Source organism: Paenibacillus sp. NRS-1781 (genome assembly GCF_050467745.1).
GTDB classification, from domain to species: Bacteria; Bacillota; Bacilli; order Paenibacillales; family Paenibacillaceae; genus Paenibacillus; species Paenibacillus terrae_A.
In genome coordinates this window covers 40,536-63,451 of record NZ_JBITPI010000013.1, presented here as the reverse complement: position 1 = coordinate 63,451, position 22,916 = coordinate 40,536, and the positions used below count along the sequence as shown (strand labels likewise).

The 22,916-nt window shown below is 44.9% G+C and carries 35 protein-coding genes and 1 pseudogene; 3 read left to right on the top strand and 33 right to left on the bottom strand.

What is annotated here, in order from left to right:
* Nucleotides 1–280 precede the first annotated feature (280 nt).
* Complete coding sequence (locus ACIFO6_RS04630; protein WP_013312131.1) at nt 281–511, bottom strand: hypothetical protein; 231 nt, start codon at nt 509–511, stop codon at nt 281–283.
* Nucleotides 512–704: 193 nt separating this feature from the next.
* The gene (locus tag ACIFO6_RS04625) at nt 705–1,319 is read right to left on the bottom strand and encodes a stage II sporulation protein M (RefSeq protein ID WP_430038563.1); all 615 of its coding nucleotides are present in this window, start codon (nt 1,317–1,319) and stop codon (nt 705–707) included.
* Nucleotides 1,320–1,418: 99 nt separating this feature from the next.
* On the opposite strand from ACIFO6_RS04625, the gene pdaB reads away from it, so the two are divergent.
* Complete coding sequence (gene pdaB / locus ACIFO6_RS04620; protein ID WP_430038561.1) at nt 1,419–2,198, top strand: polysaccharide deacetylase family sporulation protein PdaB; 780 nt, start codon at nt 1,419–1,421, stop codon at nt 2,196–2,198.
* Between the two features lie 106 nt (nt 2,199–2,304).
* Entirely contained in the window at nt 2,305–3,045 is a 741-nt protein-coding gene (gene gerD / locus ACIFO6_RS04615) for a spore germination lipoprotein GerD (protein ID WP_430038559.1), read from the top strand.
* Between the two features lie 33 nt (nt 3,046–3,078).
* Here gerD and ACIFO6_RS04610 read toward each other — a convergent pair whose 3' ends face one another.
* The 4 genes from ACIFO6_RS04610 to ACIFO6_RS04595 form a co-directional block, all read right to left on the bottom strand.
* On the bottom strand, nt 3,079–4,185 hold the full coding sequence (locus ACIFO6_RS04610) for a P-loop NTPase (protein ID WP_430038557.1): 1,107 nt from the start codon (nt 4,183–4,185) through the stop codon (nt 3,079–3,081).
* Nucleotides 4,186–4,245: 60 nt separating this feature from the next.
* Entirely contained in the window at nt 4,246–5,022 is a 777-nt protein-coding gene (gene cwlD / locus ACIFO6_RS04605; protein ID WP_430038555.1) for an N-acetylmuramoyl-L-alanine amidase CwlD, read from the bottom strand.
* Between the two features lie 69 nt (nt 5,023–5,091).
* On the bottom strand, nt 5,092–6,261 hold the full coding sequence (gene sat, locus ACIFO6_RS04600) for a sulfate adenylyltransferase (protein WP_430038553.1): 1,170 nt from the start codon (nt 6,259–6,261) through the stop codon (nt 5,092–5,094).
* 51 nt (nt 6,262–6,312) lie between these two features.
* Entirely contained in the window at nt 6,313–7,005 is a 693-nt protein-coding gene (locus ACIFO6_RS04595) for a phosphoadenylyl-sulfate reductase (protein ID WP_044647216.1), read from the bottom strand.
* A gap of 311 nt (nt 7,006–7,316) precedes the next feature.
* On the opposite strand from ACIFO6_RS04595, the pseudogene ACIFO6_RS04590 reads away from it, so the two are divergent.
* Nucleotides 7,317–9,013: pseudogene (locus tag ACIFO6_RS04590) on the top strand (NAD-dependent malic enzyme).
* A gap of 363 nt (nt 9,014–9,376) precedes the next feature.
* On the opposite strand, the gene rpsI reads toward ACIFO6_RS04590, so the two are convergent.
* The 27 genes from rpsI to rpsC form a co-directional block, all read right to left on the bottom strand.
* Nucleotides 9,377–9,769, bottom strand: coding sequence for a 30S ribosomal protein S9 (rpsI, locus tag ACIFO6_RS04585; protein ID WP_013312140.1), 393 nt, complete (start codon nt 9,767–9,769; stop codon nt 9,377–9,379).
* A 20-nt stretch (nt 9,770–9,789) separates the two neighbouring features.
* Nucleotides 9,790–10,227: a 50S ribosomal protein L13 gene (rplM, locus tag ACIFO6_RS04580; protein WP_014278298.1), complete on the bottom strand. Its 438-nt coding sequence runs from the start codon at nt 10,225–10,227 to the stop codon at nt 9,790–9,792.
* A 182-nt stretch (nt 10,228–10,409) separates the two neighbouring features.
* On the bottom strand, nt 10,410–11,195 hold the full coding sequence (gene truA, locus ACIFO6_RS04575) for a tRNA pseudouridine(38-40) synthase TruA (RefSeq protein ID WP_430038550.1): 786 nt from the start codon (nt 11,193–11,195) through the stop codon (nt 10,410–10,412).
* A 150-nt stretch (nt 11,196–11,345) separates the two neighbouring features.
* Nucleotides 11,346–11,711: a 50S ribosomal protein L17 gene (gene rplQ, locus ACIFO6_RS04570; RefSeq protein WP_013312143.1), complete on the bottom strand. Its 366-nt coding sequence runs from the start codon at nt 11,709–11,711 to the stop codon at nt 11,346–11,348.
* Nucleotides 11,712–11,745: 34 nt separating this feature from the next.
* Nucleotides 11,746–12,690, bottom strand: a complete 945-nt coding sequence (locus ACIFO6_RS04565) for a DNA-directed RNA polymerase subunit alpha (protein WP_014278300.1) — start codon at nt 12,688–12,690, stop codon at nt 11,746–11,748.
* Nucleotides 12,691–12,825: 135 nt separating this feature from the next.
* Nucleotides 12,826–13,221, bottom strand: coding sequence for a 30S ribosomal protein S11 (gene rpsK, locus ACIFO6_RS04560; RefSeq protein WP_013312144.1), 396 nt, complete (start codon nt 13,219–13,221; stop codon nt 12,826–12,828).
* A 19-nt stretch (nt 13,222–13,240) separates the two neighbouring features.
* Complete coding sequence (gene rpsM, locus ACIFO6_RS04555) at nt 13,241–13,609, bottom strand: 30S ribosomal protein S13 (protein ID WP_007432560.1); 369 nt, start codon at nt 13,607–13,609, stop codon at nt 13,241–13,243.
* Between the two features lie 21 nt (nt 13,610–13,630).
* Complete coding sequence (rpmJ, locus tag ACIFO6_RS04550) at nt 13,631–13,744, bottom strand: 50S ribosomal protein L36 (RefSeq protein ID WP_003333770.1); 114 nt, start codon at nt 13,742–13,744, stop codon at nt 13,631–13,633.
* 118 nt (nt 13,745–13,862) lie between these two features.
* Nucleotides 13,863–14,078 (bottom strand): translation initiation factor IF-1, encoded by a 216-nt coding sequence (gene infA, locus ACIFO6_RS04545; protein ID WP_006212898.1) that lies wholly within the window; start codon nt 14,076–14,078, stop codon nt 13,863–13,865.
* Between the two features lie 2 nt (nt 14,079–14,080).
* Entirely contained in the window at nt 14,081–14,389 is a 309-nt protein-coding gene (locus ACIFO6_RS04540) for a KOW motif-containing protein (RefSeq protein ID WP_430038548.1), read from the bottom strand.
* Nucleotides 14,390–14,398: 9 nt separating this feature from the next.
* A complete protein-coding gene (locus ACIFO6_RS04535; protein WP_430038546.1) occupies nt 14,399–14,938 on the bottom strand; it encodes a M24 family metallopeptidase in 540 nt (179 codons plus the stop codon).
* A gap of 5 nt (nt 14,939–14,943) precedes the next feature.
* Nucleotides 14,944–15,588: an adenylate kinase gene (locus tag ACIFO6_RS04530; protein WP_430038544.1), complete on the bottom strand. Its 645-nt coding sequence runs from the start codon at nt 15,586–15,588 to the stop codon at nt 14,944–14,946.
* 90 nt (nt 15,589–15,678) lie between these two features.
* The gene (gene secY, locus ACIFO6_RS04525) at nt 15,679–16,977 is read right to left on the bottom strand and encodes a preprotein translocase subunit SecY (RefSeq protein WP_025685931.1); all 1,299 of its coding nucleotides are present in this window, start codon (nt 16,975–16,977) and stop codon (nt 15,679–15,681) included.
* On the bottom strand, nt 16,977–17,417 hold the full coding sequence (gene rplO / locus ACIFO6_RS04520) for a 50S ribosomal protein L15 (protein ID WP_013312149.1): 441 nt from the start codon (nt 17,415–17,417) through the stop codon (nt 16,977–16,979). Before rplO ends, secY begins: the two co-directional genes overlap by 1 nt.
* 43 nt (nt 17,418–17,460) lie before the next feature.
* On the bottom strand, nt 17,461–17,646 hold the full coding sequence (rpmD, locus tag ACIFO6_RS04515) for a 50S ribosomal protein L30 (RefSeq protein WP_430038542.1): 186 nt from the start codon (nt 17,644–17,646) through the stop codon (nt 17,461–17,463).
* A 12-nt stretch (nt 17,647–17,658) separates the two neighbouring features.
* Nucleotides 17,659–18,156, bottom strand: coding sequence for a 30S ribosomal protein S5 (gene rpsE, locus ACIFO6_RS04510; RefSeq protein WP_013312151.1), 498 nt, complete (start codon nt 18,154–18,156; stop codon nt 17,659–17,661).
* A gap of 27 nt (nt 18,157–18,183) precedes the next feature.
* Nucleotides 18,184–18,552, bottom strand: coding sequence for a 50S ribosomal protein L18 (rplR, locus tag ACIFO6_RS04505; RefSeq protein WP_010348806.1), 369 nt, complete (start codon nt 18,550–18,552; stop codon nt 18,184–18,186).
* Nucleotides 18,553–18,667: 115 nt separating this feature from the next.
* Nucleotides 18,668–19,210, bottom strand: a complete 543-nt coding sequence (gene rplF / locus ACIFO6_RS04500; protein WP_430038539.1) for a 50S ribosomal protein L6 — start codon at nt 19,208–19,210, stop codon at nt 18,668–18,670.
* 33 nt (nt 19,211–19,243) lie between these two features.
* Nucleotides 19,244–19,642: a 30S ribosomal protein S8 gene (gene rpsH, locus ACIFO6_RS04495; RefSeq protein WP_014278308.1), complete on the bottom strand. Its 399-nt coding sequence runs from the start codon at nt 19,640–19,642 to the stop codon at nt 19,244–19,246.
* Between the two features lie 31 nt (nt 19,643–19,673).
* Nucleotides 19,674–19,859: a type Z 30S ribosomal protein S14 gene (locus ACIFO6_RS04490; RefSeq protein ID WP_013312154.1), complete on the bottom strand. Its 186-nt coding sequence runs from the start codon at nt 19,857–19,859 to the stop codon at nt 19,674–19,676.
* Between the two features lie 76 nt (nt 19,860–19,935).
* Complete coding sequence (gene rplE / locus ACIFO6_RS04485; RefSeq protein ID WP_430038537.1) at nt 19,936–20,481, bottom strand: 50S ribosomal protein L5; 546 nt, start codon at nt 20,479–20,481, stop codon at nt 19,936–19,938.
* 31 nt (nt 20,482–20,512) lie between these two features.
* Nucleotides 20,513–20,866: a 50S ribosomal protein L24 gene (gene rplX, locus ACIFO6_RS04480; RefSeq protein ID WP_013312155.1), complete on the bottom strand. Its 354-nt coding sequence runs from the start codon at nt 20,864–20,866 to the stop codon at nt 20,513–20,515.
* A 36-nt stretch (nt 20,867–20,902) separates the two neighbouring features.
* Nucleotides 20,903–21,271, bottom strand: a complete 369-nt coding sequence (gene rplN, locus ACIFO6_RS04475) for a 50S ribosomal protein L14 (RefSeq protein ID WP_007432573.1) — start codon at nt 21,269–21,271, stop codon at nt 20,903–20,905.
* A gap of 34 nt (nt 21,272–21,305) precedes the next feature.
* Nucleotides 21,306–21,569: a 30S ribosomal protein S17 gene (gene rpsQ / locus ACIFO6_RS04470; RefSeq protein WP_430038535.1), complete on the bottom strand. Its 264-nt coding sequence runs from the start codon at nt 21,567–21,569 to the stop codon at nt 21,306–21,308.
* Nucleotides 21,570–21,619: 50 nt separating this feature from the next.
* Entirely contained in the window at nt 21,620–21,817 is a 198-nt protein-coding gene (gene rpmC / locus ACIFO6_RS04465; RefSeq protein ID WP_014278310.1) for a 50S ribosomal protein L29, read from the bottom strand.
* Nucleotides 21,807–22,241 (bottom strand): 50S ribosomal protein L16, encoded by a 435-nt coding sequence (gene rplP, locus ACIFO6_RS04460; RefSeq protein ID WP_137060421.1) that lies wholly within the window; start codon nt 22,239–22,241, stop codon nt 21,807–21,809. Before rplP ends, rpmC begins: the two co-directional genes overlap by 11 nt.
* 2 nt (nt 22,242–22,243) lie before the next feature.
* Nucleotides 22,244–22,909: a 30S ribosomal protein S3 gene (gene rpsC / locus ACIFO6_RS04455; RefSeq protein WP_044647211.1), complete on the bottom strand. Its 666-nt coding sequence runs from the start codon at nt 22,907–22,909 to the stop codon at nt 22,244–22,246.
* Between the last annotated feature and the right edge of the window lie 7 nt (nt 22,910–22,916).

Here is a 22,916-nt window from a genome sequence, read left to right as displayed (position 1 = left end):
CAGTTTTCAAAGATCAAACCTACAATGTGTTTTACTTTTGTCTTACTTCGTTTCATCACCGCGTCTCAGTGACGACCTTTATAATATATCATTACTTTTCGAGATTTGCAAGAGTTTTTTTAATTTCTTTTTTTTCGAGCAATTTTCTCAAAAAGGAACGAAAATTAATTTACCATGAATTCTAAATAGAGTCAATACTTATTTTGATATCAGAAAGTATAAACTTATTAAGAGTTAACTTCCTGATATCTCTGGATTTATAAGTTAGCTCTTATATCTTTTATTGTTTGGTTTGCGGGACGCGCCCTCTACGTGCATATTTGGATAGTTCCTTGGCGGGTGCAAAGCGAGCGTACATGCGGAAAACTGTTTTATACCGAAGCGCTATCGCATAGCGAATATCCTGATCCAATCGGGTGTCGCTCATATCAAGCAGCATTTCATCAAGTTCCTTTCGAAGAACATAATCCAGTTCCTTGCATTCTTTTTCGTTAAACAGCATTCCCAGCATATGACCAAACTCCCTTATCAGCTTATTATATAGTGCTTATATTTGCCCAACTATTGTTCCAGTGTTTACCTGTTTTTAAACTCAACTGCTAAGGTTTCAAACTTATTCGGATTTAATTCCATGTTTTTCTTAGGGCTCTCCCCTTTGTTATGTTCAATTTTCAGGAAAAATATAAATAAACGACCATAATATTTTAATGTGACAATATACGATACGTTATCCCACTCTCGATTGCAGCAGCAATAAGCAGCAGAACAACGGACCATATAGACACCCTTAACGTCTGTTTCATAAACGACTCCCACGTTTGGGCAAGCACTCTTCGTTTCAACCCTATGACTGTACCGATCGAGGACATCACTTGCCCCCCAAACTTCAAACCGAAAGCACAGGCGATAATTAAAACAGGTAATTCAATCACCCCGTGCGGAAGAAGTCCTTTTACAATAACCTCATATAAGCTTCTGCCCATATCCGTCTGTAAGTGTACGACAAACCCCAAAACCATCCCATTCATAATCAAAAATACAATTGGTACGATTCCAAATAAAGCCCCGATAAATATAACCAGCACACACTTAATCGCATTATTGAAAAAGATGAACACAAAAAAGATCCATTGAGGATGTTCAGACTGTTGTAGACGCTGAGCCACTTCCCCCAACCCTGCCATTTGTTGAGCCAATATGGATTGAATAGCGCCTGTACTTAACCAACCCACCACAATACTTATGCAAAACAGAAATGCGGAAACTAAAATCAACCTTCTTGTCGTGTGTAAATCGTGAAGAAATGCTTTTAATCCCATCAAATCAATCCCTCCTGTTAGTGCAAAGGCATAATTGACAACCCCAGGCATAGCTTTAAGTAAACAAGCACTTCTATGATGAAAGGGGCGTTATTAACCATGAATTCTTTTTTTTATGTACTGAATGGCAAAAAAATCAAACGGTTCTTTATCGTAGCGGCAGCGGCCATTTTCGCTATTGGGGTTATTTATGTTGAAACCGATAATGTTACCGTTTTTTCCGAGGAAGCACCAGCGGCCATTTATAGTGTACCCACAGACAAAAAGCTGATCGCTCTTACCTTTGACATTAGTTGGGGAGATAAGCGTACTGAACCCATCCTAAAGGTTCTTGAAGACAAAAAAGTAACCAAGTCCACCTTCTTTCTTTCTTCCCCGTGGAGCAAAACACATCCGGAACTTGTGAATCGGATTAAAGACAGCGGATATGAGATCGGCAGCCATGGACATAAACATGAAAATTACAGCAGTCTAAGCGATGAGGACATTCGTAAGCAGATTTCAACAGCTCACACCACGTTGACTGAGCTGACCGGACAGCCCCCCAAACTGATCCGTATGCCTAATGGTGATTTCGACAAAAGGGTCCTTCAGATCGCTAGCACTTTAGGCTACAAAACAATCCAGTGGGACACGGATTCTTTAGATTGGAAAAACCCAGGTACTCAGGTCATTATTGACCGTGTTGTGAAGAAAGCACATCCCGGCGACATTGTTCTTCTGCATGCCAGTGATTCCTGTAAACAAACTCATGAAGCGCTACCCGCCATTATCGACAAATTGCGTGCGCAAGGTTATGAATTCGTAACTGTATCCGAGTTGCTTCAACAGGGCACAGTAAAAGGCAAAGAGGTTCGTGATCAGGCCCTGGGGCTTTAAGGAGTTATTTTACAACGTTCTCAACAAAAAACCAAAAGTCAGGCGACATATTTCACCTTATCCATTCGCATACTATCCACATTCATGATGAAGGAGGAATACGGCCATGAATTGGACTCGTTTGCGATTAGTCAGCATGATATGCGTACTGGGCGTTGCGCTGACCGGCTGTGGTTCGGACCAGAGCTCCGCGCCTCCCCAGAACAGCTATAAAGAAATGAAAACGATGGTTGTCGATATTTTAAAAAGCGATGACGGAAAAAAAGCAGTGGAGGAGGCTTTGACGGGAGAAAGCAGCTCTTCCAAAGAAGGGCAATCCGGTCAAGGCAGCGAAAGCGGTGGCTCTGGGGGAGGTTCCGGCGGTGGCAGTATGGGGATGAAAATGATTATGCCCACACAGTCAGCAGAACAAATGAAAATCGCAGTTAAGGATACCCTGGTTTCTCCGGAATACAAAAAGGAAATCGAAAAAATTATGACTGATCCGCGCTTTGCTGGTGAATTTGCCAAGGCCATCAACAGCCAAAGTAAGCAACTTCATATGCAACTTATTAAAGACCCTTCTTATCAAAAATCTATTGAGGCGATGCTCAAATCGCCAGAGCTGACCAAAATGTATATGGATTTAACTAAAACTCCTGAATACCGCAAACAATCTATGACGGTGATGCACGATGCGATGCAGAATCCTATTTTCCGACTTGAGGTCATGAATTTACTCAAAACTGTGGTACAAGAAGAGCTTCAACCCAAGGTTCAGAAAAAAAGTGGTGGCCAAGACGGATCAAGCGGTGAAAAACAAGGTGGCGGTAGTGGTGATAGCAGCGGCGGACAAGGAGATCAATAATAAAAAGGCTGGTTCAGCAACCAGCCTTTTTTCTTATTCAGATTCGGCGTGTAGCGTCGTAATTTGAGTGGCGATATCGTTATAGATCGCTCCCGTTGCCGATTCGGATTTATATACAGATGGTGAGAAATCCGCCTCTGACGGATGATTATCCGGAATACCCAGCGGAATTTGCGCCAGCAACTTTGTATGAAGGGTATCCGCCAGCATAGCCCCACCTCCACGGCCGAAAACATAGTCCTTCTCTCCGGTAGAAGATACATAATAGGACATGTTCTCCACAACTCCAATGATCTTATGATCCGTTTGGAGCGCCATTGCTCCTGCACGTGCGGCAACAAAGGCTGCTGTGGCATGAGGGGTAGTCACAATAATTTCTTCACTCTGGGGGATCATCTGGTGTACATCAAGCGCTACATCCCCGGTTCCCGGTGGTAGATCAAGAATCATATAGTCCAGCTCGCCCCATTCTACATCGCTAAAAAACTGTCTGAGCATTCTTCCCAGCATGGGTCCTCTCCAGATCACAGGGTTGTTCTCCCTGACAAAAAAACCCATAGACATTATCTTGATGCCAAATCGCTCCACAGGCTGAATAATACCTTCTTCTACGGTAGGAACGTCCTCGACTCCAATCATATCCGGTACGCTAAATCCATAGATGTCGGCATCAATCAAACCTACACGTTTGCCCTGTCTAGCCAGGGCAGCCGCTAAATTTACAGCCACTGTCGATTTTCCGACACCACCTTTTCCGCTGGCAATCGCAATAAATCGTACGCCAGATGCCGGATTCAGCAGCTCATGTTCTTCCATACCGACAGCATGTCCCTTGGTCAAAACCGGATCTGACGCTTCCTCCGCATGTTCTCCTGTCTGAATGGCGGACCTTTCATGCTCAGACGCTTCACGGATACGAATATGAATATGGTTCAGCCCCGCTTCTTCCAACGTCTGTCTGATTTCCCTCTCCAGCTCTACCCTTGCCCCTTCCTCTGGGTTCAGACTAATTGCGGTCAAGGATACACGATCCTCTTTAATAACAACATCCCGAATAAAATGAAGATCGACCAAACGTTGACCCGTGTGAGGCTCTCGTACCTGGTGAAGTAGCTCTATAACTTGCTCTCTGGTTTGCATGAATAATCAGCACCTCTGCTTCAATAAATTTACGTAGTTGTAAACACTTACAGTATACCACTATCTGACCTCAGGTGCTGACGATGTCCACTTTTCCCCAGCGCTATAACGCAGCACTCCCTTGTATATTGCTGCCGCCACCTGTCTCTGATAGGTCTCGTCACTCAGTCGTCTGGCTTCCTCTGGATGGGATAAGAAGCCGACTTCTACGAGGACTGATGGCATTTTGAGGGCCTTGAGCAAATATACCGTATTCACCGTCTTGGCCACTCTGTTTGTGTTCTCCAAGTTGCGCTTAATCTCCTCCTGAATGAGAAAGGCCAAATTTTCGTTATCCGCATGATTAGGGACGTAAAAGGTTTGGGCTCCACTCCAGCGGCTCGACGGGATGCTGTTCATGTGAATGCTTAAAAAGAGGTCCGCTTTATGCTCCTCAATCATGCGTACGCGCTGCTTCAGGTCCTCCGTTTTTCTTCTCGCATAGCCCCTGATTTCTTGCTGCGCCAAATCGCGGTCAGTCTCCCGGGTCATAACGACAACGGCTCCTGCTTGTTGCAAATAATCTCGCAAATAAAAGGCAATCGCCAGATTAATGTCCTTCTCAATGACACCTTCTTTGCTGACAGCCCCTCCATCGGGCCCTCCATGTCCTGCATCTATGGCAATTATTTTACCGGTAAGCGGAAGACTCCAATGGGTCCAGGCTCTTGATGCAGGTATCTCATATAGAGCAAGCGTGATAAACAGAACGGCGAGACAGCAGCCCAGCAATATTTTTTTCAGCGTCCGATAGCGAATCCACAGTGTAACCTGGTGTTTATGATTATTTTTTTGCATAACAAAACGCCTCCGTCCCTATACAGATACTAATGATCTATATGGGACGAGGCGTGTAAATAGTACAACTCAGGAATGAACAAATTCTTTCATACCTTCAATCAACACTTGGGCGACTTCCGGTCGTGTAAATTCAGGCGGCGGGCAAACCCCCGAACGTAACAGTTCCCGCACTTTGGTGCCTGAAAGCGTCAAATGATGTTCCTTGGGATGAGGACATGTTTTGCTAGAGGCCATATTTCCACATCGGGTGCAATAAAAGCTGTGTTCGAAGAACAACGGGGTGATCTCCAGTTCCTCAGGTGTGAAGTTTCTGAAAATATCCTGTGCTTCGTATGTGCCGTAATAGTCTCCTACACCCGCATGGTCCCTTCCTACAATAAAATGGGTACAACCGTAGTTCTTCCGCACAATCGCATGAAAAATGGCCTCTCTCGGACCAGCATATCGCATGGCAGCAGGAAACACACCCAGAAAAGTACGGTAAGCCGGATAATAGTTGTCTAGCAGCACCAGATAGCTCTTCATCCGCACATCTGCTGGAACGTCATCTGACTTGGTTTCACCAACGAGCGGATTCAGAAATAACGCATCTACAATCTCCATCGCGCTTTTTTGGATGTACTCATGCGCCCGGTGTACGGGATTACGCGTTTGGAATCCTACTACTGTTTTCCAGCCTTTTTCAGCAAAATGATTGCGCGTCTGCGCCGGTGTGTAATAAAACTCACCAAATTGCGCGGGTTCTGGCCGATTCAATACCTGTACAGATCCCCCTACATAAGTAGTTGGTCGCTCCAAAAGTTTTTTGACACCAGGATGTGCCGGGTCATCCGTCTTGAATACACGTCTGGCTTCCTCTGCCTGATCAACCTGATATATACTCTCAATATCAAGTACAGCATATATGGTACCATCCGTTTCACCCACTAAAGCGACCTTTTGCCCCAATGCCAGTTCCCCGGCTATGCTCTCTGTAACCGCAAGCGTAATGGGGATACTCCAGACTGTGCCATCGGCAAGACGCATATCCGTTACCACTGACCGATAGTCGGCTTCGTTCATAAACCCTCTCAGCGGAGAAAATGCCCCCACTCCAATTAAATCCAGATCGGAAATAGTCCACGAATTTACACGGATAGGAAACAATTCACGGGCAACCTGCAAAAGTGTTTTTTGCTCTGAACCTGTAATGATTCTATCTATAAGCGCTCCACCATGCGGAAGAATTGCAGTCATAATGTACTTCCTTTCTGTTCATAAATGCTATTCACAGCGAACTGTGTATCGTTATTGATGGAGTCCACACTCCGTCTTCTCATTACCTGACCAGCGTCCAGCACGAGGATCTTCGCCCGGAAGGACTTCACGCGTGCATTGCTCACAACCGACGCTGGGATAGTTACGATCATGTAGCGGATTATACAGCACTTCATGCGTATGAATATAGTTCCACACGTCCTCTGATGTCCAGCTTGCCAACGGGTTGAATTTAACAAGACCGAACTTTTCGTCATACTCAATCTTTTTTGCATTTGCACGGGTAGGAGCCTGATCTCGGCGAATGCCAGTAATCCATGCATCGTATTGCGATAAAATACGTGTTAGCGGCTCTACTTTACGTATACCACAGCATGTGTTGGGATCTGATTTCCAAAGCTCTTCTCCATGCTTAGCCGCTTGCTCTTCCGGAGTAATTAAGGGAGATACCCGCACAAAATCCATGTTGTATTTTTCCTTCATCTGATCACGCGTATCGTAAGTTTCTTGAAAATGAAAGTCAGTGTCCAAATAAAAAACATCACTGGAGGGACTAATTTTTTGCAGCATATCTACAAGCACTACATCCTCCGCCCCAAAGCTACAAGCAAAGGTTAGGTTGGGGAATGTATGAACAGCATACTGGATAATTTCTTCGGGCGTAGCCTCTTCCAGCTCAATTGCCTTGACCTTAATCAATGCTTCTTTCTCCAATAAGTTCATTATTAATGCGCCTCCGTCTGAAGATTCATAAATAAGTACCATGTTCCAAAAGCCGACTAAACTAATAAGAATAAATAAAGTATAAAACTTTCATATTCATTGTCAATCCACAGTATGTGGGCCTGATATAAACATTACTCAGTCTGAAATCAGCAGGAAGGTTGTTCTGTCAGCATTCTATAACCCTATCCCCGGCATTCGACCAGGTTCATTGACTTTATATAAAATATTCTTATACAGTTCATTTGGGAATGATCCTAAGGTTACTTGGAAACTAAAGGTAATTAGTCGAAGAAAGAAGGTTTACTTGAATGGAAGCTTTTTACGTCAACGAAGACGGTTCACTCGCTACTCCGCTCAAAGGAAAAGATGTACTCACTAATCTGCTTTTAAACAAGGGTGTTGCCTTTAGACCGAATGAACCAAGTAGTTAGGGCTTGAAGGTATACTGCCTACGACGGTCCTGACCTTGGAAGAGCAGGCCGAACGTGCGTATAAGCAGTTTCGCTCAACCAACCATGCTGCGTAAGAATGCTTCGCTAAATGACTTGTATCATCGGAATGTGGTCTTATACTATCGTCTCCTTACGGATCACCTAAGCGAAATGCTTCCGATTGTCTATACACCAACCGTAGGTCAAGCTATTCAGGAATACAGCCATGAGTATCATCGTCCCGGTGCGGTATATCTTTCCATTAATAATGTGGACGGCATCGCACAGGCTTTTGCCAACACGCAATTGAGCGCTGACGATGTAGACTTAATCGTGGTTACTAACTCCGAAAGCATACTCGGTATTGGGGATTGGGGTGTGGGAGGCATTAACATCGTCATAGGTAAGTTAGCAATGTATACAGTGGCAGCTGGTATTAGTCCGGGGCGTGTGCTACCTATCGTATTAGATGTTGGGATTAAAAATGAAAAATTGCTACAAGACCCTCTCTACTTCGGTAATCGACAACAGCGGATGTGTGGAGAGCAGTATGACCGTTGTATTGATGCATTTGTACAGCATACATGGGGACAGTTCCCGAATTTACTTCTTGATTGAGAAGATATGGGTAATGTTAACGCCCGCAATATTATGGAAGAGTACGGAGAACATATTCTCACGTTTAATGATGACATACAAGGAACAGGTGCGGTTATATTAGCAGCTGTTATTTCGGCGTTAAAGGTGACGGGAATTCCATTACAGGGGCAACGAATTCTTATTTTCGGCCCAGGTGCCGCAGGGATTGGAAATGCCGACCAGATTCGAGATGCTATGATAAAGCAAGGACTGTCTGAGAAGGAAAGCAGCCAACGTTTTTGGGCTTATGATTACCGAAGGCTGTTAACCGAGGGGATGGAGAATATGTTCGACTTTCAGAAACCCTATTTGCGTTCCGAAGACGAAGTATGTTCATGGGCGCGATCAGATGACGGTAAAATCTCTCTAATTGAGGTCATTCGTCAGATTAAGCCTACTATACTGATCGGCACCTCAGGTGTACATGGTGCTTTCTCAGAGAAAACTATAAAAGAAATGGCTAATCTCGTTGAACGGCCTATCATCATGCCTATGCCTAACCCTACAGCGCTCGCAGAGGCAATTCCAGAGGATCTGAGTCGCTGGCACAAGGTAGGGCGCTTATCACTACTAGAAGCCCCTTTGAGCCTATCACCTATGACGGGACGGTTTATGAAATCGGACAATTAAACAATGCATTTGTGTTCTCAGGATTGGGGCTTGGCGCGATTGCAGTACAGGCCAAGACGATCACCGAAGGTATGTGTACCGCCGCTGCAAATGCTGTGGCTGAGATGGTGGACAGCACTAAGCCTGGAAGCGCCCTTCTACCCAGTGAACACAAGCTGAAAGAGGTATCCTTTGCTGTAGCCTTAGCCGTGGCAAAGGCAGCTTTACAGGACGGTACAGCCAGTGCCCAACCAGATCATATAGAGCAGCCGCTTCGTGAACTCATGTGGAAACCGAACTATAGACGTGTAACTGCGCTAAGCTAAGACGATTATACGGAAGTATGATTGAGTATTCACTTCGTATCATATTTAGTCACAGGTTATGAACACAACGGGATATCTGAATTTGAAATAAACAAATACGATTGTGAATAACATAACTGTCTTTGATCACAACGTGGACAACTTCGAGTGTTCCTTGCAATCAAGGCGGTTATTTTGTGTCCATACGCTTTATAATTCACTCCTACACTTTACTATCTGGTTAATCGCTGGGTTGAGGATGAATCAAACGTTCTAGTTAAGGCAGCTTTAGCACTTATCCACATGTGGATATTTTCAAAAAATATTTATAAAAATACAAAAGAACCCTTTCCATAAGGAAAAGGTTCTTCTGTATTCGAAATATTAACGTTTCGAGAACTGTGGTGCACGACGAGCGGCTTTGAGACCATATTTTTTACGTTCTTTCATACGTGGGTCACGAGTCAAGAAGCCTGCTTTTTTCAAAGCTGGACGGAATTCCGGATCTGCTTTCAGCAGAGCACGGGAAATACCGTGGCGGATTGCGCCCGCTTGACCAGAGATACCACCACCATGAGCGATAACGAGTACGTCATAACTACCCACTGTTTCAGTTAGGTTCAATGGTTGTTTTACGATCAGTTTGAGTGTTTCCAAACCGAAATATTCATTAATATCACGCTTGTTGATGACAATGCGTCCTTCACCCGGTACGAGACGAACACGAGCTACCGAATGTTTACGACGACCTGTCCCATAGTATTGTACTTGTGCCATGAAACTGTCCTCCCTTTTAATTATCCGCGAAGTTCGTAAACTTCAGGTTTTTGTGCTGCATGTGGATGCTCTGCGCCTTTGTAAGCTTTAAGTCTCAGCTTCATTTTCTCGCCTTGACGAGTTTTAGGAAGCATACCGTGAACAGCCAATTCCAGCATACGCTCAGGCTTGTTCTTAACCATGTCTTGTGCAACCGTTACTTTCAGACCACCCGGATGCAGGGAGTGACGGTAGTATTTCTTCTTCTCCATTTTCTTACCAGTCAATACGATTTTCTCCGCATTGATTACAACAACAAAATCACCTGTGTCCACATGTGGTGTAAACTGTGGCTTGTGTTTGCCGCGAATCAACGCAGCCGCTTCGCTTGCCAGACGGCCGAGCGTTTTGCCTTCGGCATCAATGATGTGCCAATTGCGCTCAACTTCATTTGGCTTCGCCATATACGTAGTACGCATGAAAAGTTTCCTCCTTAAGTTCGTTAACAGAAATCATCATTTATCTTCGTTCGTTAAGTTGCTGCATTATTGATGGATTAGATGTGTTTGAAAGTGATCGTCTTAATTGGGGCTGTGGGAAAGCCATTAAGAAAACACAACTTTTATATTACAGGATAAACATCAATTCTGCAAGGGTAAAATCAATGTTTTTTATTATTTTCGTCGTACTCCACATTCCAGAGGATTAAAGCATGTCCAACGGCCGTAGGACCAGCCTTTGAGCGGTTTTTAGCCTCCAAAATGGAAGGAATATCATCCGACGATTTTTTGCCTTCTCCCACTTCCAACAAAGTCCCCATAATGATCCGAACCATGTGCTGCAAAAAACCACTGCCTGTAATATACGTATGAATAATTCCCTGATCATCCGAACCCGGACGTGAAAAGGAATAGTCTACCGTCATGTAGGCTTCGTAAATGGTGCGGACATGATTCGTTTTCTGGGAACGTCGGGATGCGAACGATGTATAGTCAAAAGTACCGATCAAATGGGCCAGCCCTTCCTCCATCGCTCGTATATCCAAACTCGTTGGGTGATGTGCCTCTGTACGACGGTGAAAGATGTCCGGAAACCGGTTCGCATTAATGCTGTACCGATACGTCTTCCGCTTCGCCATACGGCGTGCATGAAAGGACAACGGCACCTCTTTCGCATCCGTAACGATGATATCACGAGGCAGCCAGGCATTGAGTGCCAGACACCAGCGCTGTATCGGGATCGGTGATTCAGTATGAAAATTGAATACCTGTCCATATGCATGTACACCGGCGTCTGTGCGGCCTGAGCCTGTGATTTTAAGACGTTCGCCCGTCAATGAGTAAATAGCATTTTCAAGATAGTCCTGAATGGTATTACCATTGGGCTGCGTTTGAAAGCCATCATAGCGGGTTCCGTCATAGTTCACCTTCATGCACAAATTCCGCATGTTTCTCACACCTTTGCAGGGGTATTCACTGGCCTTATAAGGAATAACCGAACATAACAAAGGAGAAGCCCTTCAGGACTCCTCCAAGAGAAAAAAAGGGCTGTTCAGAATCAAGCCGATTCTGTCCACCCTTCCCTCATCTTCGCCTGTTTACGCGCGGTCAACCAGTTCCAGATATACCATTGGAGCGGCATCGCCACGACGAGGTCCTAATTTTAAGATACGAGTGTATCCACCTGGACGCTCAGTGTAACGTGTAGCCAATTCGCTAAACAGCTTTTGGATTGCATCCTGCTCACCATCCAAAGTTTCACGGCGAACGAACGCAGCCACTTGACGGCGTGCGTGCAGATCTCCTTTTTTCGCTTTAGTGATCAGTTTTTCAGCAATAGAACGAACTTCTTTCGCTTTAGCCTCAGTAGTTTGGATACGCTCGTACAAGAACAAATCGGTTACCAAATCACGAAACAAAGCTTTACGGGCACTGGAGTTACGGCCCAATTTTTGGTATGCCATGTAGTTTCCCCTCCTTCACAAAAACGTTGCTGTACTATTCTTCCGTACGAAGTCCTAAACCAAGTTCCTCGAGCTTCTCTTGTACTTCTTCCAAAGATTTGCGGCCCAGATTGCGGACCTTCATCATATCTTCTTCAGATTTAGTAGTGAGTTCTTGTACCGTATTGATACCAGCGCGCTTAAGGCAGTTATATGAACGGACGGAGAGATCCAACTCTTCGATCGTCATTTCAAGAACTTTTTCTTTCTTGTCTTCTTCTTTTTCGACCATAATTTCAGCATCTTTTGCTTCGTCGGTTAGACCTACGAACAACATCACATGCTCGGTCAAAATTTTTGCTCCAAGGCTTACTGCTTCCTCAGGGCGAATACTTCCGTCAGTCCAAACCTCAAGTGTCAGCTTGTCGTAATTCGTAACCTGGCCGACACGCGTATTTTCAATGCCGTAGTTAACACGTGAAATCGGAGTGTAGATGGAGTCGACGGGAATGACGCCGATCGGCTGGTCATCACGTTTATTCCGATCCTGCTTAACGTAACCACGACCGCGATTGGCGAAAATACGCATGTGAAGTCTCGAACCCGGTCCGAGCGTAGCAATGTGAAGATCCGGATTAAGAATTTCCACATCACTGTCCGCACGGATATCTCCTGCTGTTACAACTCCTTCGCCTTCCGCATCGATTTCGAGTACTTTCTCTTCATCCGAGTGGATTTTAAGCGATAAAGCTTTCAGGTTCAGTATGATCTCCGTTACGTCTTCCTTCACACCGGGAACCGTTGCAAATTCGTGCAAAACTCCATCGATCTGAACCGATGTGACTGCTGCCCCCGGTAACGAGGATAACAGAATACGGCGAAGCGAGTTTCCCAGCGTCGTACCGTACCCGCGTTCCAGCGGTTCTACTACGAATTTTCCATAGGTGCCATCATCATTGACGTCTACCGTCTCAATTTTCGGCTTTTCGATTTCTATCACTGCAATATCCCTCCTTCAAAACGTCGCTCCTATATGAAACATTCACCTTATCCATAGTCTATCATGTAGTATACCTAAACATCCATTCTTGGCAGTTTGTGCCGGATTTATACTACACGCAGAGGAGAAATCTCATTAGACGCGACGACGTTTTGGAGGACGGCATCCGTTATGAGGTACCGGAGTTACGTCTTTAATCAGGTTAACTTCCAGTCCAGCTGCTTGCAAAGAGCGGATTGCTGCTTCGCGTCCTGCACCTGGTCCTTTAACCATGACTTCGACAGTCTTCATGCCGTGTTCCATAGCAGCTTTAGCAGCTGTTTCTGCGGCCATTTGAGCTGCGAATGGAGTAGATTTACGGGAACCACGGAATCCCATGCCGCCTGAGCTGGCCCAAGAGATTGCGTTACCGTGTGGATCTGTGATCGTAACGATCGTGTTGTTGAACGTGGAACGGATGTGTGCCACGCCAGTCTCGATATTTTTACGGTCACGGCGTTTTGTACGTACGACTTTTTTCGGTTTAGCCATTGAATGTTATCCTCCCTTCTTATTTCTTTTTGTTCGCTACAGTCCGACGAGGACCTTTACGGGTACGAGCATTAGTTTTGGTACGTTGTCCGCGAACAGGCAATCCACGACGGTGACGAACACCACGGTAGCAGCCAATCTCAGTCAGACGTTTAATATTTAAGGAAATTTCACGACGCAGATCGCCTTCTACTTTAACTTCTTTGTCGATCGTTTCACGTAATTTGCTCACTTCATCTTCAGTCAAATCACGAACACGCGTGTTTGCACTGATGCCTGTTTCCTTCAAAATTTTCTGAGAAGTCGTTTTACCGATTCCGAAAATGTAAGTCAAGGCGATCTCAACGCGTTTGTCACGTGGCAAATCCACACCAGCTATACGAGCCATTTTACGCTACACCCCCTTCTATTAACCTTGTTTTTGTTTGTGTTTCGGATTTTCGCAAATAACCATTACATTCCCTTTACGGCGAATGACTTTGCATTTCTCGCAAATAGGTTTTACAGAAGGTCTTACCTTCATGTTGATTACCTCCTCCAAGCTTTACCCTAGTAAAACTCGCTTCGTGAACATTCACATCGTTTTGCCGAGCAAAACAAGTTTTTTTTATATGACGTACGTTTAATTAAACCTGCATGAATTACTTGCGGTACGTAATACGGCCTTTAGTTAAATCGTAAGGCGATAACTGTACAACCACCTTGTCACCTGTCAAAATACGGATAAAGTGCATCCGCAGTTTTCCGGAAACATGTGCAAGAATTTGATGACCGTTCTCCAGCTCTACCTTGAACGTAGCGTTCGGCAGTGGCTCGATTACCGTACCTTCAACCTCAATGACATCTTCTTTGGCCAAAGTCAGTCTCCTTTCTCTTCAGCTTGGTATTCGGACGACTCCAAGAATGTTTTCACTGCATGACGCAGCTTTCCATTTGTCACCCGACCGCTTTCGTTTAAACTGTTTACAACCTCGCTACTAATCTTGGTCTGAGGCATCAGATGAAGAACGTTTTTCTTCTTCGACTGATCAAACTTTCGTTTGTCCCCATCCGCAATATATACAAACCTGCTGTCCGCTATAGAAACGACAACCGCAATCTGTCCAACATCTCTGCCTTTCAGAATCTTCACCAGCTGACCGATTTGCAGGTTTCCTTGCTGAATCATTCAAATCACCTACGCACTCAGTTTCGTGAAAATGTCCATGCCGTCCGTTGTGACCGCCACCGCTTGCTCGTTACGAGCACGAGAGGCCACGTTCACCGTTACGACCGTCCAGTTGTCTTCCAGCGCCCCTACATGGCGAGAACCTATACGAACCATGAGTTCAATAGCCAGCACCATGCCGGTTTTCAGCCTCGGCCCCTGTTCGGGAATACCACGGCTTGGATTCTCAATATATTGCCGAATGGTATGCGACATTGTAAACTGGCGAGTCTTTGCGATGATATCGCCTTTGTTTAACTTGCGTTTGCCGGGAAATCCGTGCACCAGTTGTTCGTTGACTGAAGCGCAAATGCTGGCAGGAAAACCGTTATAACCTTTAAAAGACGGCACAGCTCCTTGACTGCAAATATACCGATCAGCTAAATGATCAAGTTCACCGGTCGTCATACCGGGCTCGATGTGTTCCACCAAGAAATGATTCGTTTCCGTATCCACTCTCTTAGCTTTCCTCATAAAGCTTAATTCCGTCCCCGACTTGCAAATGATCATTACAGCTAACCCCGCAACAAGGACACGATATTTTTGGAAACCACATCAATATCCTGTTCTCCGTCAATGTGACGCAGAAGATTCTGGTTCTCATAAAACGTGAGGAGTGGTGCTGTTTTATTACTATATTCGTCAAGTCGTGTTCTTACGCTATCCTCGTTATCGTCAGGGCGTTGATAGAGCTCCCCGCCATCTTTATCGCAAATGCCTTCAACCTTCGGAGGATTAAAGACAACATGATAGCTAGTTCCACAGATTTTGCAAACTCGCCGTCCTGTGATTCGTACCAACAATTTGTCACGATCCACTTTCAGGTTGATGACATCATCAAGCTTCGTATCCAAACGACCCAAGATTTGATCCAAGGCTTTAGCTTGAGCCAAAGTTCTTGGAAAACCGTCCAGCAAGAAACCTTTCTTACAGTCCGGCTGTTGCAGTCGTTCTTCAACGATGCCAATCGTTACATCATCTGGAACAAGTTCACCCTTGTCGATATATTCCTTGGCTTTAATGCCAATAGGTGTTCCCTGTTTCATCGCCAGGCGAAACGCATCACCTGTCGAGATATGAGGAATGCCGAATTCCTTCACAATGACATCTGCTTGTGTACCTTTACCAGCCCCCGGAGGGCCCATGATTAAAATATTCACAATCTGTCACTCCTCAAGACGACCCCTACACAAGAAACAGCACAAAAGGTGCCGGTAAGTATGCGAACATCCTAAGCCGGAACCTGTTGCCTATTTGTTGATGAAGCCTTTGTAATGGCGTTTGATCAGTTGGCTTTCGATCTGCTTCATCGTATCCAATGCTACACCGATAATGATGAGCAATGAAGTACCGCCAATTTGCACGGAACGAGGCAAGCCCGAAAGCGAACCGAAGAATACCGGCAATACGGATATGACTGCCAGGAACAAGGCTCCTGTCATTGTCAAACGTGACATTACTCGTGTCAGGTATTTCTCCGTGGCTTTACCCGGACGAATTCCCGGAATATAACCGCCGTTTTTCTTCATGTTGTCGGCCATTTGCTGCGGATTCATCTGTACAAAGGTATAGAAGAATGTGAAACCGATAATCATTACGACATACAAAACCATACCCAGCGGCTTGTCATAATACAAGTAAGTGGTAATCCACTTCGCCCAAGCATGATCTGCCCAAAAACTCGCAATAATTGTCGGGAATTGCAGCAATGATACCGCAAAGATTACCGGAATAACGCCTGCCGCATTAATTTTCATCGGAATATGCGTATTCTGGCCACCGTACATTTTGTTGCCAACTACACGTTTGGCGTATTGTACCGGAATTTTCCGAATACCTTGCTGGATGTAGATAACACCCACGATAATCAGAATAATCACCAAAGCAATAATAATTGCCTTCAGAATATTCATAAACAGCTGATCTGCCTGAATAAACTGGGATTCTACAACCGTCCGAATATGTCTTGGAATACCTGCCGCGATCCCTGCAAAGATAACGATAGAGATACCGTTGCCGATTCCCTTTTCGGTAATTTGCTCACCTAGCCACATAAGGAACGTAGTTCCTGCTGTAAGCACAATAGCTATCACCAGATAATCTGCAAAAGTGGCTCCTGGAATCATCGCTGCACCATACAGTCGGTTAAAGCCGATCGACGTTCCGAATGCTTGAATCAAGCCCAGTATTACCGTACCATACCGTGTAAGTTGAGCCAACTTCTTTTTACCATGCTCTCCTTGTTTAGCCCATTCCGCAAGTTTCGGAATAACGTCCATTGACAGCAACTGTACAATGATGGACGCTGTAATATATGGCATAATCCCGAGGGCGAAGATCGAGAACTGATACAAAGCGCCCCCTGAGAAGGTGTTAAGGAGTCCAAACAACTCGCTTCCTGCCTGATCCTGAGAAGTAAAGACTTGCTTGTTCACGCCGGGAACCGGCACGAAGGAGCCAATACGATATACAAACAGTATAAACAGGGTAAACAGGATTCGGGTTCTAAGATCCTCAACCCGCCATATATTTTTCAGGGTCTTGAACATTAGATCACCTCGGTTTTACCGCCGGCAGCTTCAATTTTCTCTACCGCAGATTGAGAGAACTTGTTCGCTTTAACTGTCAATTTCACAGTGATTTCACCGTTACCCAGAATTTTAATTCCGGATTTCGCGTTTTTCACAATGCCATTGTTCAGCAAAAACTCAGGGCTTACTTCTGTACCTGCTGCAAAACTGTTCAAATCTTCGATATTCAAAACCGCATACTCTTTACGAGTAGGATTTACGAAACCGCGTTTAGGCAAGCGACGATACAGTGGGTTTTGACCACCCTCGAAGCCCGGACGTACACCACCGCCGGAACGAGCGTTTTGACCCTTATGACCACGACCAGAAGTTTTACCCGTACCGCTACTAGGACCACGACCCAAACGTTTACGTTCTTTGCGGGAGCCTGGAGCTGGGGAAAGCTCATGTAACTTCATCGTTCGTTGCACCTCCTTGATTATTGTTAAAATGCTTTATTTCTTAAGCCTCAATTTCTTTAACAGAAACCAAATGGCTAACTTTATTAATCATCCCGCGAATCGCTGGATTGTCGGGTTGAATTACTTTATGGTTGATTTTACGCAAGCCGAGCGTTTTAACAGTCGTTCTTTGAGTACCAGGACGACCGATCAACGAACGAACGAGGGTAATTTCTAATTTCGCCATGACATTCCCTCCTTAGCCCAGCAGCTCTTCGATGGATTTGCCGCGCAATTTTGCAACCTCTTCAGCGCGTTTCAAGCGGGACAAACCTTCCAATGTCGCATTGACCATGTTCATGGAATTCGAAGAACCTAGAGATTTTGTCAAGATATCACCTACACCAGCAAGTTCCAGTACAGCACGAACCGGACCGCCAGCGATAACTCCAGTACCTTCCGATGCCGGTTTCAACAGAACCCGGCCAGCACCGAACTTACCTGTAACAAGGTGAGGAATAGTTGTTCCTACGAGTGGAACGTGAACCAGGTTTTTCTTAGCATCTTCAATACCTTTGCGAATCGCATCAGGTACTTCGCCAGCTTTACCGATTCCAGCGCCTACCCAGCCGTTACCGTCGCCTACTACTACCAGAGCACTAAAGCTGAAACGGCGTCCGCCTTTGACAACTTTAGCTACGCGATTAATATTTACTACTCTTTCAGTCAGTTCCAAAGTGTTCGGATCTACACGCAAGTCGTTAACCTCCTTTTGAGAAATGTCTTAGAATTCAAGGCCTGCTTCGCGAGCTGCATCAGCCAAAGCCTGAATCCGTCCATGATACAAGTATCCACCACGGTCAAATACAATGTTAGCATGACCTTTTTCTTTTGCACGTTTAGCAACGAGTTCGCCAACCTTACGAGCTGCTTCTACGCTACCACCGCTTTTGATTTCACTGCTCAGTTCTTTATCCATAGTGGATGCAGATACCAATGTTACACCAGCTACATCATCAATCAATTGTGCGTAGATATGTTTGGAAGAACGGAACACGTTCAGACGAGGACGAACAGCCGTACCTTCGATTTTCTTACGTACACGCAGATGTCTTCTGACACGTGCTTTATTTTTATCTTGTTTTGTAATCATCTTAAGTTTTCACTCCCTTCAGTTTGCCTTTTAAAGCTTTATACTAAGACGCACTGGGTAAAAAAGAAGTACGAAGTCTTTCCGGTAGAAAGACCGCACAAAGTCGGTAAGAAACTTATTTCTTCTTACCGGCTTTACCTTCTTTACGAATGATGCGCTCGCCTTCGTATTTAATCCCTTTACCTTTATACGGCTCAGGTTCACGAACGGAACGAATTTTAGCAGCGTAGGCACCTACACGCTCTTTATCAATTCCGCGAACGATGATTTTAGTGTTCGAAGGAACTTCGAATTCGATGCCCGCTTCCGGTGTGATTTCAACCGGATGAGAGTACCCAACGTTCAGAACGATTTTATCTCCGGATTTGCTTGCACGATATCCGACCCCAACCAGCTCCAGAGATTTTGAAAACCCTTCAGTTACACCACTTACCATGTTGTTGACAACGCTGCGGGTTGTTCCATGCAAAGAACGGTGAATTTTGTTGTCCGAAGGACGAATTACGTTGATTTCATTGTTTTCCACAGTAACGGACATGTCTTTATGAAGCTCACGAGTCAATGTTCCTTTAGGACCTTTAACTGTGATCGCTGTGTTGTTCAAAGTTACGTCAACACCACTTGGTACTGTGATTGGCTTACGACCAATACGGGACATATCTGTTGCACCTCCTATCTTTTAAACGTTATCTTACCAAACGTAGCAAACCACTTCTCCGCCGGCTTTAGACTGACGCGCTTCTTTGTCGGTCATGATACCTTTGGATGTCGAAATGATCGCGATCCCGAGCCCACCCAGAACGCGTGGAATCTCATTGCTCTTCGTGTAAACGCGAAGACCTGGTTTACTGATTCTTTTCAAACCTGTAATAACACGTTCGTTGTTTGCACCGTATTTCAAGAAAACACGGATGATCCCTTGTTTGCTATCTTCAACAAATTCCGCATCACGAATGAATCCTTCACGTTTCAGGATGTCGGCGATTTGTTTTTTCATTGTAGATGCAGGCATTTCTACTGTTTCGTGACGAACTGTGTTCGCGTTACGAATACGAGTAAGCATATCTGCAATTGGATCAGACATAGTCATTGTGTATAAACCTCCTTCCCAAACAGACTTTTTACCAGCTTGCTTTTTTCACGCCAGGAATCTGGCCTTTATAAGCTAATTCACGGAAGCAAATTCTGCAGATCTTAAACTTTTGCAGCACCGAATGTGGACGACCACAACGCTCGCAACGAGTATAAGCACGAACTTTAAACTTTGGTGTGCGTTGTTGTTTGACTTTCATTGAAGTTTTTGCCACTTAGCCTGACACCTCCTAAATAGTTTCGGAGAACAGGGTGTCTTTTATATCAGACGCCCGAAACGATATGCCAACATTACTTTGCGAAAGGCATGCCCAGCTGAGTCAGAAGCTCACGGGACTCTTCGTCAGTTTTGGCAGTCGTTACGATAACGATGTCCATACCACGAACTTTATCAACTTGATCGTATTCGATTTCCGGGAAGATCAACTGTTCTTTCAGACCAAGCGTGTAGTTACCACGTCCATCGAAAGCTTTTGTCGAAACACCATGGAAGTCACGTACGCGAGGAAGCGTGATGTTGAACAATTTGTCCAAGAAGTAATACATACGCTCACCACGAAGTGTTACCTTTACACCGATCGGCATGTTTTCACGCAATTTAAAACCTGCAATAGATTTTTTTGCGCGAGTGACTACTGGTTTTTGACCAGCAATCAACTGCATGTCGTTCACAGCCGAATCAAGCACTTTGGAGTTTTGGACTGCGTCGCCAACACCCATGTTGATTACAACCTTTTCGATTTTAGGCACTTGCATTACCGATGTATAGCTGAACTTCTGCATCAAGGCAGGAGTGATTTCTTTCAAGAAACGCTCTTTCATTCTTGTTGTTGCCATGAATCATAGACCTCCTTTCATTAAAAAATAATTAGTCGATCACTTCGCCAGAACGTTTTGCAATGCGCACTTTTTTTCCGTTGTCCAATACTTTGTAACCAACACGAGTTACTTTTCCGCTCTTCGGATCAATGTGCATAACGTTGGAAACGTGAATCGGAGCTTCTTTCTCGATGATGCCGCCTTGTGGATTCAGCTGATTAGGCTTTTGGTGTTTTTTAATCATGTTAACACCTTCCACAAGCACACGGTTTTGACGAGGGTAAGCAGCGATAACGCGACCTTTTTTTCCTTTATCTTTACCTGTAATCACCAGAACAGTATCGTCTTTTTTGACGTGCAGCTTGTTGTTATGAGATTCCAGAACTTTTTTCACTTTTGGCATTTCGTACACCTCCTACGGGCACATTTTAAGGTGAATTTAGATCACTTCCGGAGCCAAGGAAACGATTTTCATGAAGTCCTTGTCACGAAGCTCGCGAGCAACTGGTCCGAAAATACGAGTACCACGTGGGCTCTTGTCTTCTTTAACGACCACTGCTGCGTTCTCGTCAAATCCGATGTAGGAACCGTCTTTACGGCGGATAGAACGTTTAGTACGAACGACAACCGCTCTTACTACATCACCCTTTTTGACAACGCCGCCTGGTGTTGCTTGTTTTACGGAACAAACGATCAGGTCACCAATTTGAGCTGTACGACGTCCCGTACCACCGAGCACACGGATACACATCAGTTCCTTCGCGCCGGAATTGTCAGCTACAGTCAAACGTGTAAATGGTTGAATCATTTATTTATCCTCCTTTCGGAAAAACTACACTACATTAGATTATAACAGCTTTTTCAACGATTTCGACCAGTCTCCAGTTTTTGTCTTTGGACAAAGGGCGAGTTTCCATGATTTTAACAGTATCACCAATTTGTGCGGTATTGTTTTCATCATGAGCTTTAAATTTCTTTGTTACTTTAATGCGTTTATGGTAGAGATTATGTTTTTTGTAAGTTTCTACAGCAATTACAATCGTTTTGTCCATTTTATCGCTGACTACTTTACCGACTAACACTTTACGGGCATTACGTTCGCTCATTGTTGGCCTCCTTCCTAATTACAGGCGGAATCTCCACCCGGTCTGATATCTTAGCTAATCCCAAGTTCTCTTTCGCGGATCACGGTTTTAGCACGAGCAATTTCCTTACGTACATCGCCGATCCGAGTCGGGTTATCAAGCTGACCGGTAGCGAGTTGAAAACGAAGGTTAAAGAGTTCTTCTTTGAACCCAGAGATCTTTTGTTCAATTTCAGCAGTGGTTAGGTTGCGAAATTCACTAGCCTTCATTTGCTTCACCACCCAATTCTTCACGTTTCACAAACTTAGTTTTGATTGGCAGTTTGTGAGCGGCAAGACGCATTGCTTCACGAGCAACCTCTTCCGGAACACCAGCAAGCTCGAACATGATCTTTCCTGGCTTCACTACTGCAACCCATTTTTCTACGTTACCTTTACCACTACCCATACGAACCTCAAGAGGCTTCTGAGTAATTGGTTTGTCAGGGAAAATTTTAATCCAAACCTTACCACCACGTTTGATGTAACGAGTCATCGCAATACGAGCAGCTTCGATCTGACGGTTAGTAATCCATGAAGGTTCAGTAGCTTGCAAACCATACTCACCAAAGTTCAGTGTAGTACCGCCTTTTGCACGACCCTTCATATGACCACGTTGTTGCTTACGATGTTTTACGCGTTTTGGTACCAACATGATTAGTTGCCTCCTTCCTGAGGAGCTTGTTTCTTAGCTGGAGGAAGAACCTCTCCACGATAGATCCATACCTTTACGCCAATACGGCCGTAAGTTGTATGAGCTTCCGCTGTACCGTAATCAATGTCGGCACGAAGCGTATGCAGTGGAACTGTTCCTTCGCTGTACCCTTCGGAACGAGCGATTTCGGCACCGCCAAGACGTCCGCCTACTTGAGTTTTAATTCCTTTTGCTCCAGAACGCATAGTTCTTTGGATCGCTTGTTTCAAAGCACGACGGAAAGAAACACGACGTTCCAATTGTTGTGCAATGCTCTCAGCAACCAAGATTGCATCCAGCTCAGGATTTTTAATTTCAGAAATATTAATGTGTACCTTTTTACCGCCTGCGATTTTAGTGATTTCATTACGCAAGTTTTCAACTTCGGAACCACCCTTACCGATAACCATACCAGGCTTCGCAGTGTGAATCGTTACGTTGACACGGTTAGCTGCTCTCTCGATTTCAACACGGGATACAGCGGAATCTTTCAATCTTTTTTTCAGATGTTCACGAATTCTAACGTCTTCTAGCAAAAGATCACCGAAATCTTTGCCTGCATACCATTTGGATTCCCAATCACGGATAATACCGATTCGGAGTCCGATTGGATTTACCTTTTGGCCCACACGTTTT

Bases quoted from the DNA above. Each gene is read 5' to 3' on its own strand.
- ACIFO6_RS04630 (WP_013312131.1), bottom strand. From the start codon at position 511: ATGCTGGGAATGCTGTTTAACGAAAAAGAATGCAAGGAACTGGATTAT.
- ACIFO6_RS04625 (WP_430038563.1), bottom strand. From the start codon at position 1,319: ATGGGATTAAAAGCATTTCTTCACGATTTACACACGACAAGAAGGTTG.
- pdaB (WP_430038561.1), top strand. From the start codon at position 1,419: ATGAATTCTTTTTTTTATGTACTGAATGGCAAAAAAATCAAACGGTTC.
- gerD (WP_430038559.1), top strand. From the start codon at position 2,305: ATGAATTGGACTCGTTTGCGATTAGTCAGCATGATATGCGTACTGGGC.
- ACIFO6_RS04610 (WP_430038557.1), bottom strand. From the start codon at position 4,185: ATGCAAACCAGAGAGCAAGTTATAGAGCTACTTCACCAGGTACGAGAG.
- cwlD (WP_430038555.1), bottom strand. From the start codon at position 5,022: ATGCAAAAAAATAATCATAAACACCAGGTTACACTGTGGATTCGCTAT.
- sat (WP_430038553.1), bottom strand. From the start codon at position 6,261: ATGACTGCAATTCTTCCGCATGGTGGAGCGCTTATAGATAGAATCATT.
- ACIFO6_RS04595 (WP_044647216.1), bottom strand. From the start codon at position 7,005: ATGAACTTATTGGAGAAAGAAGCATTGATTAAGGTCAAGGCAATTGAG.
- rpsI (WP_013312140.1), bottom strand. From the start codon at position 9,769: ATGGCACAAGTACAATACTATGGGACAGGTCGTCGTAAACATTCGGTA.
- rplM (WP_014278298.1), bottom strand. From the start codon at position 10,227: ATGCGTACTACGTATATGGCGAAGCCAAATGAAGTTGAGCGCAATTGG.
- truA (WP_430038550.1), bottom strand. From the start codon at position 11,195: ATGCGGAATTTGTGCATGAAGGTGAACTATGACGGAACCCGCTATGAT.
- rplQ (WP_013312143.1), bottom strand. From the start codon at position 11,711: ATGGCATACCAAAAATTGGGCCGTAACTCCAGTGCCCGTAAAGCTTTG.
- rpsK (WP_013312144.1), bottom strand. From the start codon at position 13,221: ATGGCTAAACCGAAAAAAGTCGTACGTACAAAACGCCGTGACCGTAAA.
- rpsM (WP_007432560.1), bottom strand. From the start codon at position 13,609: ATGGCTCGTATAGCTGGTGTGGATTTGCCACGTGACAAACGCGTTGAG.
- rpmJ (WP_003333770.1), bottom strand. From the start codon at position 13,744: ATGAAGGTAAGACCTTCTGTAAAACCTATTTGCGAGAAATGCAAAGTC.
- ACIFO6_RS04540 (WP_430038548.1), bottom strand. From the start codon at position 14,389: ATGATTCAGCAAGGAAACCTGCAAATCGGTCAGCTGGTGAAGATTCTG.
- ACIFO6_RS04535 (WP_430038546.1), bottom strand. From the start codon at position 14,938: ATGATCATTTGCAAGTCGGGGACGGAATTAAGCTTTATGAGGAAAGCT.
- secY (WP_025685931.1), bottom strand. From the start codon at position 16,977: ATGTTCAAGACCCTGAAAAATATATGGCGGGTTGAGGATCTTAGAACC.
- rplO (WP_013312149.1), bottom strand. From the start codon at position 17,417: ATGAAGTTACATGAGCTTTCCCCAGCTCCAGGCTCCCGCAAAGAACGT.
- rpmD (WP_430038542.1), bottom strand. From the start codon at position 17,646: ATGGCGAAATTAGAAATTACCCTCGTTCGTTCGTTGATCGGTCGTCCT.
- rplR (WP_010348806.1), bottom strand. From the start codon at position 18,552: ATGATTACAAAACAAGATAAAAATAAAGCACGTGTCAGAAGACATCTG.
- rplF (WP_430038539.1), bottom strand. From the start codon at position 19,210: ATGTCCCGTATTGGTCGTAAGCCAATCACAGTACCAAGTGGTGTTGAC.
- rpsH (WP_014278308.1), bottom strand. From the start codon at position 19,642: ATGACTATGTCTGATCCAATTGCAGATATGCTTACTCGTATTCGTAAC.
- rplE (WP_430038537.1), bottom strand. From the start codon at position 20,481: ATGGCAACAACAAGAATGAAAGAGCGTTTCTTGAAAGAAATCACTCCT.
- rplX (WP_013312155.1), bottom strand. From the start codon at position 20,866: ATGCCAAAAGTGAAAAAAGTTCTGGAATCTCATAACAACAAGCTGCAC.
- rplN (WP_007432573.1), bottom strand. From the start codon at position 21,271: ATGATTCAACCATTTACACGTTTGACTGTAGCTGACAATTCCGGCGCG.
- rpsQ (WP_430038535.1), bottom strand. From the start codon at position 21,569: ATGAGCGAACGTAATGCCCGTAAAGTGTTAGTCGGTAAAGTAGTCAGC.
- rpmC (WP_014278310.1), bottom strand. From the start codon at position 21,817: ATGAAGGCTAGTGAATTTCGCAACCTAACCACTGCTGAAATTGAACAA.
- rplP (WP_137060421.1), bottom strand. From the start codon at position 22,241: ATGTTGGTACCAAAACGCGTAAAACATCGTAAGCAACAACGTGGTCAT.